The following is a 15,036-nucleotide window of genomic DNA, read 5'->3' as shown; positions in this document are numbered from 1 at the left end:
GTGCATGCCCGGCTCCAGCATGATGGCCTACCCGCTCACCGTCGCCGCCATCCTGCGGCGGGCCCGCGATTGGTTCGGCGGCACAGAAATCGTCTGGTGCGACGGCCGCAGCACCTACGCGGAACTCGACCGCCGCGCCCGCGCCCTCGCCGGCAAACTCCTCGCGCTCGGCCTGCAGCCCGGCGAGCGCGTCGCCACGCTGCTCTGGAACGACGCTACGCATCTGGAGGCCTACTTCGGCGTCCCGCTCGCCGGCGGCATCGTCCATGCTCTCAACCTGCGCCAGCACCCCTCGCAGTGGGAGCGCATCCTCCGCCAGGCCGGCGACCGCTTCGCCATCGTGTCGGACGATCTGCTCGACCGCTGGAACGAAGTCACTCCCGAGGCTCGTCCGCAGCGCATCCTCGCCTGGCCCGACGCCTACGACGGGCCGCTACCTGATCTCGCCGAAACCGATGGCGCTGCCATGGGCTACACCTCCGGCACCACCGGCGAACCCAAAGGCGTGATCTATTCCCATCGTGCTCTCGCCCTTCATGCCCTCGCCACGGCCTTGCCCGACGCCCTCGACCTGCACGCTACCGACTGCGTCCTGCCGCTCGTCCCCATGTTCCACGCCAACGCCTGGGGCCTGCCCTATACCGCCGCCCTCATCGGCTGCAAACAAGTTCTCGCCGGCAGCCATTTCGACGCCGCCTCCGTTCTCGATCTCCTCGCCCGCGAGCAAGTCACCCGCAGCGCCGGCGTCGCCACCATCTGGCAGTCGGTCCTTGACGCCCTCGAGCGCGAGCCCGGCCGCTGGAAGCTGCATCCGCGCCTGCGCGTCAACCTCGGCGGCGCGCCCGCGCCCACCGCGCTCTTCGAGCGCTTCGACCGCGCCGGCATCGCCGTCAACATGGGCTGGGGCATGACCGAAATGACGCCTGTCGGTACGATGAATCCGCTGCTGTCCGGCCCCGATCGCACCCGCCAAGGCCGTCCGCTGCCCTTCGTCGAAGCCCGTACTGCAGTCGACGGTGAGCTTGAAGTCCGTGGCCCCTGGGTCGCTTCGAGTTATCACGCCGGAATTGCGCCGGAGAGCTGGACCGCCGACGGCTGGTTTTGCACCGGCGATATTGTGCGCTTCGACGCCGATGGCCTGATGGAAATCATCGACCGCACCAAAGACCTCATCCGCAGCGGCGGCGAATGGATCAGCTCCGTCGCCCTCGAAAACGCTCTCGCCTGCCATCCCGATATCCGCGAAGCCGCGGTGATCGCGGTGCCGCATCCCAAATGGCAGGAGCGCCCGCTGGCGCTCGTCGTCCTGCGCGCCGGCGCCGCTGCTGACCCCGCCGCCTGGCGTCAGCACCTCGAAGCCAGTTTTCCCGCCTGGCAGTGTCCCGACGAGTTCCGCGTCGTCGGCGCACTGCCCCGCACTGCCACTGGTAAAATCGACAAACGCGCCTTGCGCGCCGCGCAACGGCAATGACCGAGGAGTACGCCCATGCCCCGTTTCCCGTCAAATCCTGATCTCCGCCTGCCCATCGCCAATGTCCTACGCGGCGGCAGCGCTCACGCCACCCTCGCCCAGGCGCTCGCCGGCCTCAGCTTCGCCATCGCCGGCAAAAAAGCTCCGCGCACTCCCTACACCTGCTGGCAGCTCCTCGAGCATCTTCGCCTAGCGCAGCAGGACATCCTCGAGTTCAGCCGCGACCCTGCTTGGCAATCGCCGGAGTTTCCCGCCGGCTACTGGCCGCCCACACCCGCGCCGCCCAGCGCTGCTGCCCTCACACGCTCCAAAAAAGCCGCCACTGCCGACCTCGACGCCATGGTCGCGCTCGTCCTCGATCCCGCTCGCGATCTGCTCGCCCCGCTCCCGCACGCCCCCGATAAGACCCTCCTTCGCGAGGCCCTCGTGCTCGCCGACCACAACGCCTACCACCTCGGCCAGCTCGTCCTCGTCCGCAAGCTCCTCGGCGCCTGGAAGGATTGATTACCGGAGCCTCTCGGCAGCTTGCGCGAGGCGTTCATCGAACGTCAGAAAGCGGCAAGGTTCGGTCGCCGAGCGGCGCAACCAGTCATAGCAGGCGAGTTGCACGGCATCGTAACCCCGCAGTCCGTAGCGTTCCGCTAAGGATCCGGCGTTGCGGACGACTTCGTGCGTGATGGCGACCACGCTCAGCCCGGGCCAGCCGTCGTCTAAGGCCCGCCTTACACCCGTCAGTGCGGCTGTGTCCAATCGGCGGTTTCGGTGCATGGATGCAAATGCCGATCGCGCCTCGGCGTAGGTGACGATAGCAGTTGCCACGATCCGTGCCGCTCCCGCTTCGCTAGCGGCGAAATCGCCGCCGGCTTCCGGTACGTAGAGCTTAACGAGAGCGCTCGTATCCAGATAAAGAATCACCCGCGTTGCTCGCGCACGTAGTCTGAGGCCAGCGGCCCCTTGCCGCGCAGCTTGATGCGCGCGCCCTTAAGCGGCCTTCCGTCGCCCGGAATCAGCTCGCCCCGCGCGATCATCCCCTCCATCCATGCCGGCCGCGCTTGCAGCCGGCTGAGCTTGGCAATCGGCTTGCCGTGCTCGGTGATGATCACGTCTTCGCCGGCTTTGACCCGGCGCAGGTGTTCGCTCAGCTTGTTCTTCAGTTCCCGCACACCCACTTCGGTCGCCATGGCTACATTTTAGCAAAATGTAGCCACACAATCGGCGGCTAGAAGATCTTCTTCCCCAGCGCGCTCGAAATCAGCTCCACCGCCAGCTCCGCGGTGCGGTTGTGCTCGTCCAGCACCGGGTTCACCTCGACCACCTCCAGCGACAGCATGCTGTCGCTGTCGGCGATAATCTCCAGCGCCAGGTGCGCTTCGCGGTAAGTCGCCCCGCCGCGCACCGGCGTGCCCACGCCGGGCGCGTAAGCGGCGTCGATGAAGTCCAGGTCGAGCGAGGTGCAGAAGCCCTCGGTCCCGTTGCTGGCCACCGCAATCGCTTCCTCCACCACCGACCGCATCCCGCGCTCGTCAATGTCGCGCATGGTGAAGACTTTCACTTTTGCCTCGTGCAGCGCCCGCTTCTCCTCCTCGTCGAGCGAATGCACGCCCACCAGTACCGTATTCGCCGCCGCCAGCTTGGGGCTGTAGCCGTACAGGTCGGTCAGCTCCTTGGGGCCGCGCCCCAGCAAACACGCCAGCGGCATGCCGTGGATGTTCCCGCTGGGCGTCGTCTCCGGCGTATTGAAATCCCCGTGCGCGTCCAGCCAGATCAGCCCCACCGCTTTATGCTGGTCGCGGTAATACGAACTCACCCCGCTCACCGTGCCCACCGCAATCGAGTGATCCCCGCCCAGCACCAGCGGCGAAGCCCCGTCCTCCAGCGTCTTGCGCACCCAGTCCGCCTGCTTCTGGCACGTGCGCGCGATTTCTTTCAGATACTTGGCCTTGGCATTGCCCGGCGTCTTCTGCTCGGCATAGGCCACATCCACGTTGCCGGCCTCTTTGACCGCGTAGCCCAGCCGCTCAATCCGCGCCTGTAACCCCGCCGCGCGCACCGCCGCCGGCCCCATATCCACGCCGCGCCGGTCCTGCCCCAAATCCAGCGGTACTCCGATAATGCGAATGTTTTTGGTCATACGCATCCAGCATAACGCGGGGGCCGCGCCGCTGGCACTGTGGGCCACGTCGGCGCGGAGGGCTGCGAAACTCACGGAGTGGCGGTCCGCCCCCGGCAAACCACGAGGCGCAGACCCGGCCGGGCTGGGGCTCCCGGGGCCCCCAGCCCGGCTGGAAGCCCGCGATCAATCAAAAGTCCAGATGCAGCCCTAGCTCGACGACCCGCGGACTGTTCAGTTGGCTGGTGATTACCCCAAATCGCTGCGGGCTTTGCAGGTTCACGTTGGGGTCGTTGAACTGCACGTGGTTGAACAGATTGAAAAACTGGGCGTTGATGGTCGCGCTCACCCGGTCGTTCACCTGCAGTTTACGCGCCAGCGCAAAATCAACATTCCAGTTCCCCAGGCCACGCACCATGCCCCCCACGCTGGTGGTGTCCACGCCCAATTGTGCCGGGCGGAAGTCAGCGTACGCCGCCGCCGGGTCCGCGAACAGATTCAGCCCGGTTCCGCCTTTGGCCGGATTCCCCGTCGTCGCGACCGTGCCGTTGCCGGCAATGCCGGAGTGAACGATGTTGCCGAAGCTGTCGCCGGCGGTAAGAATGGCATCGGCGCCGAGTGCGCTCGTTTCTCCCCACTCCTGCCCGCCGCCGCTGCTGATGTGCAGCGGTTGGCCGCCGTACCAGGAGAAGATCGGGGAGACGATCCAGTTGCGCATCAGCCGCGCGCCCCAGCCGCTGCCGCCGTGCCCGAAGGGCAGGTTGTAGCTGCCCAGTACGTTCAGTACCCAGGTGCGGTCGAACCGCAGGGTGCCATAGTCGTACTTGGGATTGAACGAGTTCGAGGTCGCGGTGTCGTCGTCCTGGTTTTCCGCCTTGTCGCCCAGCGCGTGCGACCAGGTGAGGTTCGAATCGAGCGTGAGGCCGTGGGAATTGCGCACGTGCAGCGCGGCAAAGCCGGCGTTGTAGTTCGAGTATGCCTGGTTGGACCAGAAAAACAGGCTCTGCACCTGTGCGGTCGAGGCGGTCACGTTGCCCATGGTGAAGGACGGCTGGATGGCCTGCCAGAGGTTGAAGACCTTGCCGTTCGCCACATCCGAGCCCAGTTTGGCCATCATGCCCGCGGTGCAACTCGACTGGCCGGTGCAGTATTTGCTTCCCGCCAGCGCGGTTTCAAACCACGCTTGCGGCGTGATCGCACCCCCACCGGCGCGTTCGCCGGCAAGCTGCGCGATGGCCTGCGCAAATGTCTGCCCGCCTTCCTGCATCATGTAGGGCACCTGGTTCAACTGTACCGGCATGTACAGGCCGCTCGCGGTCCGGCCGATGTAGCCGAACTCGAGCAGGACGTTGTCGTTGAGCGAGCGCTGCAGGGTGAAATCGAATTCGTTGCTGGGGCCCGGTGTGTAACTCGGGTCCATCTGGTAGGTGGTTGGAGCAAACGAGGAGTTGGCGCCCGCCACCGTGCCCGGAATCAGCGGCGCCGGCGCGGAACTCAGCGCCGGAATCGGAACCGCCTTGCCATCCGTGCCGATGCGGAAAGCGTCGCTGGGATCGGCGCCCTGCTCGCCCAGACACCCGCCGGTCATCGAGGGCCCGATGCAGGTCAGTGTTTGCCCAAATCCCAGTCCTTGTAGTCCGTTGATGACTTTCTGCTCGCCCACCAGCCGCGTGTACAGCCGCGAATACCCGCCGCGCAGCACCGTGCGGTTGTGGCCGAACAGCCTGCCCAGCCAGCTATCGCCCAGGTTCGGGTTCCAGGCCACGGCAATGCGCGGCGCCCAGTCGTTGTACGCGGTTTTCCAGGGGTACGTCAGCCCGGTTTTGCCGATGGGCTCAAACCCCAGCACCGGATTGTAAATCTGCCCCTTGCTCGCTGCTGCCGCTCGCGCCGTCAGATACGACATGGGATCAATCACATCGTTGTTGCTGGCGTTGACCATCAGCGCCTGGGTGCCGTTTTTTTCGGTGGGCGGCATCTCGACCGACCAGTTGAGCCCATAGTTCAGCGTCAGGCTGGGTAGCAGGTGCCAGGAATCATTGGCGTAGAGACTGTAGTTGTTGTACGAGTCGGTGTCCTCGAGAAACGTCCCCAGCGGGTTGGGTTGGAAGCTGCCGTTCCTCGTGCCCAGCACCGTGCCCACATCCACTAGCCCGAGCACATCGGCGTAGTAACCGTCCCAGGTGGACGTAAGGCTCGAGGGCAGGCAGGCCGTGGTCTGCGTCTTGCTGCAGGTGGGCGGCCGGTAGGCGGCCGGCACGTTGATGCCGGCATTGGTCGTCACCTGATACACCGGAAACGTGGTCGACCCGGTCTGGCCATCATTGCGGTTGAATTGCACGTAAGAGTGACTGAGGGAGCCGCCGAACTGCATCAGGTGGTTACCCTTGAGCCAGGAGAGGCTGTCGTTCAAGGCAAAGTTGTGGTCCATCCAGGCGCGCATGCGGCTGCCGCCGGTATTGAGGTTGATGGGGATGAGTGCATTGCTGGTTTCTCCGCCGATTTCCAGTGCCGCCGCACTCTGGCCCGGCAACTGGTTGGGCGCGCCGGCGGTGGCCCAATCCCACCAGTCGCGCAGGTAGTCAAAATGCAGTTGATTCGTCAACGACGGCGTGAGCTGGCCGGTAAGCCCCACCACGAAATAGCGCGGCTCGCGCGGAATGCTGGCCGTCGACACCGGCGTGCCCAGCGTGTGGCCGCTCAAAAAGCCGCCGATATCAATCTGCCGCGTGGCTGCCGCGGTTTCGCTGAAATAACGGTAGCTGCCCATGAGTTGCCATTTCTGGCCAAAGGAGTGGTCCAGCCGCAGCACCACAAACTGATCGTCAATCGGGAAGTTGGCCGAAGCCGTGTAGCCAGTTGTGTTCAGCCCGTCGCCGACAGAAGTATCATTGCCTGCCGGCTCGTACTGGCTCCAGATTTTGCTCACCAGCGGGTTGAGCCCGAGCTGGCGCGGATCACAGGCGCTGGCTCCGCTCGGGCCGCAGCTCAGCGCGGTTTGCAGGTTATATTGCCGCACTGTGCCCGCAGCGTCGCGGAACTGCAGTATCCCCTGCCGCATCGTCGCCGTGGGCACTTCGCGGCTGACGAGCTGGTTATTCGAGTTCCAGCGCCCCTCCCAGTTCACGTAAAAATACGTCGCCGCCGACCTTGGCAACCCGGGGATGTTCCCGCCCAGGCTACCGCCCACGCGGTTGTCTTTGCTGACGGGCCGCCGCTGATTCAGGCGGTTCAGATCCCAGGTGTTGGCGTTGAGCACGTCGTTTTGCAGATACCAGTACCCGGAGCCGTGGTAGGAGCCGGTGCCGCGTTTGGTGACCAGCATCACTTCGCTGCCCGCCGCCCCGCTGAAGCTCGCGTTGGGATTATTGGTGGCCACCTTGAACTCCTGCAGACTCTCGACCGGCGTCGGAATCGAACCCTCCGGCGCCCCCGTGAAGCCGGTGAAATAGTCCGAGTTGGCCGCGGTGGTGTTGGTGACGTTGCCGCCGTCAAGCGTGATGGTGTTTTGCTCGCTGCCCGCGCCCGCCACCTGCCCGCCCTGACGCGAGCTCTGGTTTGGTCCCTGCTGCGGCATCGAGGCCGGCTGGTACAGCAGCAAACTCGTCGCCGAGCGCGTCCGCGTCGGCAGTTCAATCAGCGTCTGCCCGCTGATCGTCGAGCCGACGGTCGAGTCCATGGTTTGCAGCGCCGCAGTCGCAGTCTCGTTCACTTCCACCGTCTGGTTCGCTGCTCCCACCTGCAGCTTCAAATTGATGGCGTAGCTCTTGCCGACTTCCACCGTCAGGTTCGACTGCTGCGCCGTGCGGAACCCCTTGGCGTTCGCCGTTACCGTGTACTCGCCCGGATTTACGCCGATGAAACTGTAGCGCCCGTGGCGGTTGCTGATGGTGGCGCGCACTTGTTGCGTCGCCTGGTCACGCAGCAGCACCGGGGCGCCGGGAATCGCCGCGCCCGACGGATCCAGAATCACGCCGATGACGGTGCCCGAGTTTGCTGTTTGAGCCGCAAGCGGACCCGCGGCCAAAGCGCCGGCGAGAAGCAACGGCAGAACATAAACCGCACCTGCAAGTTTCATAACCCCTCCGTACGCGGCTAATGTATCACGCCTTTTGACAAGATTCAGCCAGCCAGCGCAAAATATCTGCCCAGCCTCGGTGATTGCTGCCATCCGCCCAGTCACCGGGCCGGAATGGGTCAGCCGAACCTGAGTCGCACCGTTCTTTTCAGTAAGTTCGAACCGCACCACCGGCGTACTACCACGAAATCCGTTCCCCGCCGCTGAGGACGAGATCGAGAAGGGCATCGGGGTTGGGGGCGTGGACGGGGATGAGGTGCCCCTGATACGGGCGGAGGACGCGGAGGGTGCGGGCGAGGGTATTGGTGTCGTAGAGGCCGGCGGCGTTGAGCGCCTGGCGCACACTGCCGGGCAGAGGAGCGGCGACAGCTACGCCTTGGACGGTGACCGCGATGCCGGCTTCGAGGGTGTCGTCGGCGGGAGTGACGAGGCAGCGGATGCCGGGGACGCGCATGCTGGCGCAGGAGCGCGGATTATGGTGAAGAATGGTGGTGGCTTGCGCGAGGGCGGCGTGGGTGCGGGCCGCCACCAAGGCGACATCGTGCGCGTTGGGCGCGATGCGGAGATAGAAGAACAGACGCAGGTAGACGGGCGGGCCGGCGAGCGGCAGGGGAATGGGCGCGGGCGGAATGTGATGCGGAACGGGTGCGTTCTGCACGCGGGTCGAGCGCAACTGGAGCCAGCCGCGGCCGAGCCCGTCGTGGCTGCGGAAGCGGTAGCGGCGCGCGACGTAGCCGCGATCGTAGCGTCGGGGCTGATTCTGGTGCAGAGCGTAAGTGAGGTCCAGTTCGACCGCGCCTGCAATGTCAATGTATTGCTGCGTTCCGTAGGCGCCAAAGACGATGCGCTGCGCAAGGCCGGGGTCCAGGGCGACATCGGCGGCGGTGCGCCGAAGCAGCGTTTGGCTTGCCTCGGGGCTAAGGCAGCCGGCGCCGACGGCACTTTCCAGCGTGTTGTGCAGGCTCTGGATGCCGTGCAGGAGGGGGACGGGGAGATTGCCGTGAAAATGGCTGAGCCGGGAGTCAACCATCACCCCGACGTCCCGGTTGCGAAGGCGCCAGGCGAAGCCAAACAGCGCGCCGCCGTCGTAGCCGCCGTGCAGCGCGCGGCAGGCAGCGCCGCCCTGCAACCGCAGGTGCAAACGCCGCGGCTTGGCGTGGGCGGCCGCGCGCGGAGGCTGCAGCGCGTTGGGTCCGTACGCGTTCGCCGTCAGCGTGTAATGCAATCCGCTGGGCGCGCAGCCGGCGAGGACAGCCGCCAAGACTACGGCTGCAAGCGATAAATGGTGCGCGGGAAGGGAATCGCCTCGCGCACGTGTTCCAGGCCACATATCCAGCTCACCACCCGTTCGATCCCCATGCCGAAGCCGCCGTGCGGCACCGAGCCAAAGCGCCGCAGGTCCAGATACCATTCCAGCGGCTCGGTCGGCAGCTTATGTTCGGCAATGCGCTCCTCCAGCAGCGCCAGGTCGTGAATGCGCTGGCTGCCGCCGATGATTTCGCCATACCCCTCCGGCGCCAGCATGTCCACGCACAGCGCCAGCTCCGGCCGCTCCGGATCGGGCTGCATATAAAACGCCTTCACCGACGCCGGATAGCGGTGTACCATCACGGGCCGGTCGAACTGCTGCGACAGCAGCGTCTCGTCGCCGCCGCCCAGGTCGGTGCCGTACTGCATCGTGCCGCCGGCTTGGTTCACCCGCTCGACCGCCTCGTCGTAGCTTACGCGCGGGAAGGGAAGCTGCACCGCCTCCAGTTTCGTCACATCCCGCTCCAGCGTCTTCAACTCCGCCCGCCGGTGCTCCAGCACCCGCCCCACCACGAACGCGACCAGCCGCTCCGCCAGCGCCATCACGTCGTCGAGCGAGGCGAAGGCGACCTCCGGCTCGACCATCCAGAACTCGGTCAGGTGCCGTCGCGTCTTGCTCTTTTCCGCCCGGAACGTCGGCCCAAACGTATAGCACTTGCCTACTGCCATAGCGACGGCTTCGGCATAAAGCTGCCCCGACTGCGTCAGGTACGCCTTGCGGTCAAAGTAATCCACCTCAAACAAATTGCTGGTGCCTTCGCACGCATTCGACATTAGAATCGGCGCATCGCCCAGCACAAAGCCGTCCTGGTCGAAAAAATCCCGCACCGCCTTGATGATCTCGTGCCGCACGCGCAGAATCGCCGCCTGCCGCTGGCTCCGCAGCCACAGATGCCGGTGCTCCATCAAAAACTCAATGCCGTGTTCCTTGGGTGTGATCGGGTACGGATGTGCCGCATCCACCGCCTGCACCACGGTCACATCCTCGACGTCAATCTCGTATCCGCCCGGCGCCCGCGCGTCTGCCCGCACCGTTCCCAGAATCTCCAGCGACGACTCCTGGCTCAGCCCCTTCAGCCGTTCGAACACTTCCGGCGCAACGTTCTTCTTGAACAGCACGCCCTGAATCCAGCCCGTGCCGTCGCGCAGAATGGGAAACAGCAGCTTGCCGCTCTCGCGCAGGTTGTACAGCCAGCCCCGCAGCCGCACCCGCTGCCCTTCGTGCTGGCCGATCTCGTGAATGGAAACGTAGGGTTCGCTCATGCCGGTTATTATTTTATCGAAGGAGTGCACCATGCCCGCCGCCAAGCCGATTCCCGACGGCTACCACAGCCTCACGCCCTACCTTATCGTCGCCGGCGCTGCCGCCGCCGTCGCGTTTTACCAAAAGGCCTTCGGCGCCACCGAGCGCCTGCGCATGAACAAGCCTGACGGCCGCATTGGCCACGCCGAAATCCAGATCGGCGATTCAGTCGTGATGCTGGCCGACGAGCACCCCGAAATCAGCGCCTTCGGCCCCGGCCACTATGGCGGCGCCTCCGTCAGCTTCGTCATCTACGTCGCCGACTGCGACGCCCTCTACCGCCGCGCCCTCGCCGCCGGCGCCACCAGCGAGCGTGAGCCCACCGATCAGCCGTACGGCGACCGCATGGCCGGTGTGCGCGACTCCTTCGGCTACACCTGGTGGCTCGCCACCCACATCAAAGACGTGCCCGCCGAAGAACTCGCCAAAATGGGCTAGCTTTCAGCCCGCGAGTTCTCCAGTTGCCGGAAGCAGTCTTGCAGCTTCTGCTTCAGGTCCAGCTCGTGATTACCGGGCAGGTCCGTCACTTCCAGCACCAGGGGCACACTCACCGGAACCTTGCGCAGCCACTCGGCCCAGGCGATTGTGCCATCGCCCGGCCACAGGTGCTCATCCTGCGTTCCGTGGTTGTCATGAATGTGCGTGGAGCGCACCCGCGCGCTCAGCGCCTCCCAGCTTCGCTCCAGGCCACCGCCGCCAAACAGATGTTCGGCCAGGTGCGCGTGGCCGGTATCAAAGCAAATGCCCACGTCTTCGAGATGGCTGACTTCCAGGAACGGCAGCAGCCGCTGCGGTTCGCCAAGCCCGTTGGGAATGTTTTCCACCAGCACCGTGATCCCGGCCTGTTTCGCCAGCAGCCGGATACGCTCCAGGCTCGAAAGCGCGTGATCCGCCATGCGCTCGTTCCACTCCGCGCGCGGTGCGCCGAGGTGCTGAATCAGCAGCGGGAACGAAGCCCGTTCGCTGAACTCAATCACCCGCTCCACTTCATCGAGCGCGTTCACTCGCCGCCGCGGATCGGTGTCGGCTATGTTGAGCGGCATTTCCCCGGTCCGCCCATCACGCTCGTCGGCGTAAATTGGACTGTGTACCGAGTGCAGCTTCAGCGGGTTTGCGGCGAACCAGTTGCCCAGCTCTTCCGTCTGCGAGCGGTTGTGGTAGTCGAAGCTTACCCGCCCGCAAAACAACTCCACGCCCGCCGCGCCGGCGCCTTGCAGTAGATCCAGTTGCGCCGCGCCCAGCCGCTGGAAGCGGAACAGTTGCGTGGAAACGATCGCAGCCATAGGCGTCAGTACGCCACCGCGGCGCCGTCCGCGCGCGGGTCCGTTGCCGCCATCCGCATGCCGGTCTTGGGGTCGATCTCGATCGCTTCCACATCGCACCACGTCCGGCCGATCTTCAGCGGATAGCCCATCTTCGCCAGGAGCGCGATGGTGTCGGGTGAGAACCGGTCCGGTCCTTCCAGGTACACCGCCTTCGGCATCCATTGCTGGTGGAAGCGCGGTGCGTCCACCGCCTGCTGCACCTTCAGCCCGAAGTCGAGCACGTCGGTCATGACCTCAAACACCGACGTAATAATCCGCGGTCCGCCCGGCGACCCCACTACCAGAAACAACTTGCCATTCTTGGCCACTATCGTCGGCGTCATCGACGACAGCGGCCGCTTGTACGGCTCAATGTCGTTCACCTTGCCCTGAATCAGCCCGAACCCGTTCGGCGATCCCGGCTTTGACGTGAAGTCATCCATCTCGTCGTTCAGCAAAAATCCCAGCCCGCTCGGCGTCACGCCCGACCCAAAGTAAAAATTCAGCGTATAGGTCACGCCCACCGCATCCCCAGCCCGATCGACCACGGAATAATGCGTCGTTTCCGTGTCGCCATTCCAGTTGGGCACCGGCCCGGCGCCCACTTCGCTGCTCAGGCTCGCCTGCTCGGGCTTGACGCTCGCCCACCGTTTGGCTGCATATTCCGGGCTGAGCAGCGTGGCCAACGGCAGCTTGGCGAATCCCGGATCACCCAAATACACCGCGCGGTCGGCAAATGCCCGCCGCATGGCTTCGATCTCATCGTGCAGCGCCGCCGCTGAATCCATCCCGTCCGGCACGAACTGCGAATGATTCAGCATGTTCAGCATCTCGAAGATCACCACTCCGCCCGACGACGGCGGCGGCGAGCTGATGATGTGATAGCCGTGATAGTCCATCTCCAGCGGCTTGCGCCAGATAGCCTGGTAATGCTCCATGTCCTTCAGCGTGATCAGCCCGCCATGTGCCGCCTCAAACGCCGCCAGCTTGTGCGCAATCGGCCCCCGGTAAAACGCCGCCGCGCCGCCTCGCGCAATCTCCCTGAGCGTCGCCGCCAGCTCCGGCTGCTTGAAAATGTCGCCGGCCTGGTAATAGTTGCCGTTGCGCTGAAAAATCTGGTGGCTGTTGGGATAGTTCGCCAGCTTGCCTGCCCGCATCAGCCGTGCCTCGTGCGTATCCAGCGGAAATCCATCCTCCGCCAGCCGGATGGCCGGCGCCATGTCCTGCGCCAGCGTCAGCTTCCCCAGCCGCTTCTGCGCCGACACCAACCCGGCGACCGTTCCCGGAATGCCCGAGGCCAGCATGCCGTTCAGACTCCGGCCTTTGACGATGTTGCCCTGCGCGTCCTGGTACATCGTCGGCGTCGCTTTCCCCGGCGCCTCTTCGCGGAAGTCCACGAAATAGCTCTGCCCATCCGCCTGGCGGATGAGCATGAACCCTCCGCCGCCGATGTTGCCGGCGTCCGAGTGCGTCACCGCCAGCGCAAAGCCCACGGCTACCGCCGCGTCTACCGCGTTCCCGCCCTCTTTCATGATCGCAATGCCCGCCTGGCTGGCATGAGCCTCCGCGCTCGAAACCGCGCCGTGCGCGCCCAGCGCCGGCAGGTGTTGGCCCAGGACCGGCAGCGCCAGTGCGGTGGCAATTACACAGGCAACCCGGAGGCCGGGCCGGGGATCCCGGAGCCCCCAGCCCGGCCGAGCGTCAAGCGGGTGGCGTGGCGCAGCCACGCCCGGCCCCGCGCCAGTCAATGTCAGATTCCTAGTCATAGCGCATCCAGCATAGCGGAAAAATCCCCGCTTGCGCAGCCGGGCGGTTTTCAGGTATTCAAAAGATGCGCCGCCGCGCGGATTCGCTGATAAGCTGATCCGCTGAGCCGCTGCTCCGCTGAGTTTATGCAACGCCTCTTCTATTCCCGCCGCGATCTGCTGCGCATGTTGCACTTGCGCCCGCGCCAGCTTGCCCGCTGGGAGCACAATGGCCTGTTCCCCCGCCGCGACCGCTACGAGTGGCAGGACCTGCTCCGCGCCCGTGCCCTGCGCCAGTATGATTCGGCAAACATTCGCTCCGGCGTGGTGGCCACCAGCCTGCGCGCCGCCAGCGAGCGCGAGCCGGCACTGGCCGAGGATCCTTCCAGCAACGCCCGCCTGGGCGTCTTCGCCGGTCGCGTCGAGCTGCGCTATGCCGGCGTCTATATGGATGCCCTCAGCGGCCAGCTCCGCTTGCCTTTCGAGATCGGCGGTGAGCCGCCCGCGCCCGTGCGTGCTTCCACCGACGCCAAACAGGCGCGCGCCGAGCGCAAGCGCGAGGAGGCCGAGCAGTGGTTCGCCTTCGGCCTCTCGCTCGAGGGTGATCCCGAGCTGCGCGACCAGGCCGCCGCCGCCTACGAGCACTGTCTCCTGTTAGATCACGGTTTTCTCAGTGCCTACATCAATCTCGGCACGCTGCGCTACCATCAGAAGGATTTTGCCGCCGCCGAGCAGTGCTACCGCAAGGCCCTCGATCTCGACCCCACCTATGCTCTCGGCCACTTCAACCTCGGCAATGTGCTCGACGAAACCGGCCATCTTCCCGATGCCATCGCCGCCTATCTCACCGCTGTCCAGCTCGTACCTGCCTACGCCGACGCCCACTACAACCTCGCCCTCGCCTACCAGCGCCTCGGCCAGCCCCGCCGCGCCGTACCCCACTGGCGCGAATACCTCGGCCTCGACCGCTCCAGCCCCTGGGCCCAACACGCCCGCGCCCAGCTCAAGCAGGCCCTCGCTCGCGACGCCCTCCAGCTCGTCGAGTCGAAGAACGTATGCTAGCATATATGTCATGACGCGAACGACAGTTTACCTGGACGAGGGCGATTACCTGCACCTGAAGCGATTGGCCCGCGAACGTCGCTTGGCCCCGGCGGCCCTGATCCGTACCGCTATTTCCGACTACGTCCGCCAGCACGGCCAGAAGCGGCCTTGGCCGAAAAGCATCGGCGCCGGCCACAGCGGCCTCCCGGACTTGGGCACCCACGACGAGGGTTATCTCGAAGGCTTTGGCGAGGAGTGATCGTTATCGCCGATTCCAGCGTGATGATCACACTCCTGGACCGGAGTGAAATCGAGCACAGGCGTTTGCGCGCGCTTTACAAGCGAACCGGCGAACACTGGCTGTTGCCGTCGGCCATTTTGCCCGAAGTCGATTACCTCATCAGCGTGCGACTGGCCGCCTCGGTTCAGGCAGCCTGGCTCGACGACCTGGCCCAGGGTACGTATACGGTCGCCTGGAACGATCAATCGGACTTGGCTGCGGCCATCGCGCTGAATCTCCGTTACGCGGATCTGGGCCTGGGCCTGGTCGATGCCCTGGTAATGGCCACCGCCGAGCGTCTCCACGCCACCGCCATCGTCACCCTCGACCTCCGCCATTTCGCCGCCGTGCAGTTGAAAGGCAACCCCCGCCTCTGGCCCCGCGACGCCTGAT

The 15,036-nt window shown here is 65.4% G+C and carries 14 protein-coding genes; 6 read left to right on the top strand and 8 right to left on the bottom strand.

The window, feature by feature from the left end; genetic code table 11:
- The first annotated feature begins 4 nt into the window (after nucleotides 1–4).
- The gene (locus tag EPN33_01540; GenBank protein ID TAN24475.1) at nucleotides 5–1,471 is read left to right on the top strand and encodes a fatty acid--CoA ligase; all 1,467 of its coding nucleotides are present in this window, start codon (nucleotides 5–7) and stop codon (nucleotides 1,469–1,471) included.
- 15 nt (nucleotides 1,472–1,486) lie between these two features.
- Entirely contained in the window at nucleotides 1,487–1,975 is a 489-nt protein-coding gene (locus EPN33_01535) for a DinB family protein (protein ID TAN24474.1), read from the top strand.
- Here the strand turns inward: EPN33_01535 and EPN33_01530 are convergent, their stop codons facing one another.
- The 6 genes from EPN33_01530 to EPN33_01505 form a co-directional block, all read right to left on the bottom strand.
- Nucleotides 1,976–2,386, bottom strand: a complete 411-nt coding sequence (locus tag EPN33_01530) for a PIN domain-containing protein (GenBank protein ID TAN24473.1) — start codon at nucleotides 2,384–2,386, stop codon at nucleotides 1,976–1,978.
- A complete protein-coding gene (locus tag EPN33_01525) occupies nucleotides 2,383–2,652 on the bottom strand; it encodes a type II toxin-antitoxin system Phd/YefM family antitoxin (GenBank protein ID TAN24472.1) in 270 nt (89 codons plus the stop codon). The genes EPN33_01530 and EPN33_01525 overlap by 4 nt, the downstream gene beginning before the upstream one ends.
- Nucleotides 2,653–2,690: 38 nt before the next feature.
- Nucleotides 2,691–3,602: an arginase gene (gene rocF, locus EPN33_01520; protein ID TAN24471.1), complete on the bottom strand. Its 912-nt coding sequence runs from the start codon at nucleotides 3,600–3,602 to the stop codon at nucleotides 2,691–2,693.
- Between the two features lie 169 nt (nucleotides 3,603–3,771).
- Nucleotides 3,772–7,887, bottom strand: coding sequence for a carboxypeptidase regulatory-like domain-containing protein (locus EPN33_01515; protein TAN24470.1), 4,116 nt, complete (start codon nucleotides 7,885–7,887; stop codon nucleotides 3,772–3,774).
- On the bottom strand, nucleotides 7,838–8,920 hold the full coding sequence (locus EPN33_01510; GenBank protein ID TAN24469.1) for a hypothetical protein: 1,083 nt from the start codon (nucleotides 8,918–8,920) through the stop codon (nucleotides 7,838–7,840). The genes EPN33_01515 and EPN33_01510 overlap by 50 nt, the downstream gene beginning before the upstream one ends.
- A gap of 2 nt (nucleotides 8,921–8,922) precedes the next feature.
- On the bottom strand, nucleotides 8,923–10,230 hold the full coding sequence (locus EPN33_01505) for an asparagine--tRNA ligase (protein TAN24468.1): 1,308 nt from the start codon (nucleotides 10,228–10,230) through the stop codon (nucleotides 8,923–8,925).
- Nucleotides 10,231–10,261: 31 nt separating this feature from the next.
- Here EPN33_01505 and EPN33_01500 point away from each other — a divergent pair, with 31 nt between their 5' ends.
- Nucleotides 10,262–10,708, top strand: coding sequence for a VOC family protein (locus EPN33_01500; GenBank protein TAN24467.1), 447 nt, complete (start codon nucleotides 10,262–10,264; stop codon nucleotides 10,706–10,708).
- Here EPN33_01500 and EPN33_01495 read toward each other — a convergent pair.
- Entirely contained in the window at nucleotides 10,705–11,553 is an 849-nt protein-coding gene (locus EPN33_01495) for a sugar phosphate isomerase/epimerase (GenBank protein TAN24466.1), read from the bottom strand. The genes EPN33_01500 and EPN33_01495 overlap by 4 nt on opposite strands.
- Nucleotides 11,554–11,558: 5 nt before the next feature.
- Nucleotides 11,559–13,340, bottom strand: coding sequence for a gamma-glutamyltransferase (gene ggt, locus EPN33_01490; GenBank protein TAN24465.1), 1,782 nt, complete (start codon nucleotides 13,338–13,340; stop codon nucleotides 11,559–11,561).
- A 126-nt stretch (nucleotides 13,341–13,466) separates the two neighbouring features.
- On the opposite strand from ggt, the gene EPN33_01485 reads away from it, so the two are divergent.
- The 3 genes from EPN33_01485 to EPN33_01475 are packed head-to-tail and all read left to right on the top strand — an operon-like array spanning nucleotide 13,467 to nucleotide 15,035.
- The gene (locus tag EPN33_01485) at nucleotides 13,467–14,381 is read left to right on the top strand and encodes a tetratricopeptide repeat protein (GenBank protein ID TAN24464.1); all 915 of its coding nucleotides are present in this window, start codon (nucleotides 13,467–13,469) and stop codon (nucleotides 14,379–14,381) included.
- A gap of 10 nt (nucleotides 14,382–14,391) precedes the next feature.
- Nucleotides 14,392–14,622: a hypothetical protein gene (locus tag EPN33_01480; protein ID TAN24463.1), complete on the top strand. Its 231-nt coding sequence runs from the start codon at nucleotides 14,392–14,394 to the stop codon at nucleotides 14,620–14,622.
- A complete protein-coding gene (locus EPN33_01475) occupies nucleotides 14,619–15,035 on the top strand; it encodes a PIN domain-containing protein (protein ID TAN24462.1) in 417 nt (138 codons plus the stop codon). Before EPN33_01480 ends, EPN33_01475 begins: the two co-directional genes overlap by 4 nt.
- Nucleotide 15,036 lies beyond the last annotated feature (1 nt).

Source organism: Acidobacteriota bacterium, from assembly GCA_004299485.1.
Classification (GTDB): Bacteria; Acidobacteriota; Terriglobia; order Terriglobales; family SCQP01; genus SCQP01.
Note: the sequence above shows the minus strand (reverse complement) of the source record. Positions and strands in the feature narration are given on the sequence as shown.

Coding starts and splice junctions, on each gene's coding strand:
- EPN33_01495 (TAN24466.1), bottom strand. CDS start 11,553: ATGGCTGCGATCGTTTCCACGCAACTGTTCCGCTTCCAGCGGCTGGGC.
- EPN33_01485 (TAN24464.1), top strand. CDS start 13,467: ATGCAACGCCTCTTCTATTCCCGCCGCGATCTGCTGCGCATGTTGCAC.
- EPN33_01515 (TAN24470.1), bottom strand. CDS start 7,887: ATGCCCTTCTCGATCTCGTCCTCAGCGGCGGGGAACGGATTTCGTGGT.
- rocF (TAN24471.1), bottom strand. CDS start 3,602: ATGACCAAAAACATTCGCATTATCGGAGTACCGCTGGATTTGGGGCAG.
- EPN33_01535 (TAN24474.1), top strand. CDS start 1,487: ATGCCCCGTTTCCCGTCAAATCCTGATCTCCGCCTGCCCATCGCCAAT.
- EPN33_01525 (TAN24472.1), bottom strand. CDS start 2,652: ATGGCGACCGAAGTGGGTGTGCGGGAACTGAAGAACAAGCTGAGCGAA.
- EPN33_01540 (TAN24475.1), top strand. CDS start 5: ATGCCCGGCTCCAGCATGATGGCCTACCCGCTCACCGTCGCCGCCATC.
- ggt (TAN24465.1), bottom strand. CDS start 13,340: ATGACTAGGAATCTGACATTGACTGGCGCGGGGCCGGGCGTGGCTGCG.
- EPN33_01505 (TAN24468.1), bottom strand. CDS start 10,230: ATGAGCGAACCCTACGTTTCCATTCACGAGATCGGCCAGCACGAAGGG.
- EPN33_01500 (TAN24467.1), top strand. CDS start 10,262: ATGCCCGCCGCCAAGCCGATTCCCGACGGCTACCACAGCCTCACGCCC.
- EPN33_01480 (TAN24463.1), top strand. CDS start 14,392: ATGACGCGAACGACAGTTTACCTGGACGAGGGCGATTACCTGCACCTG.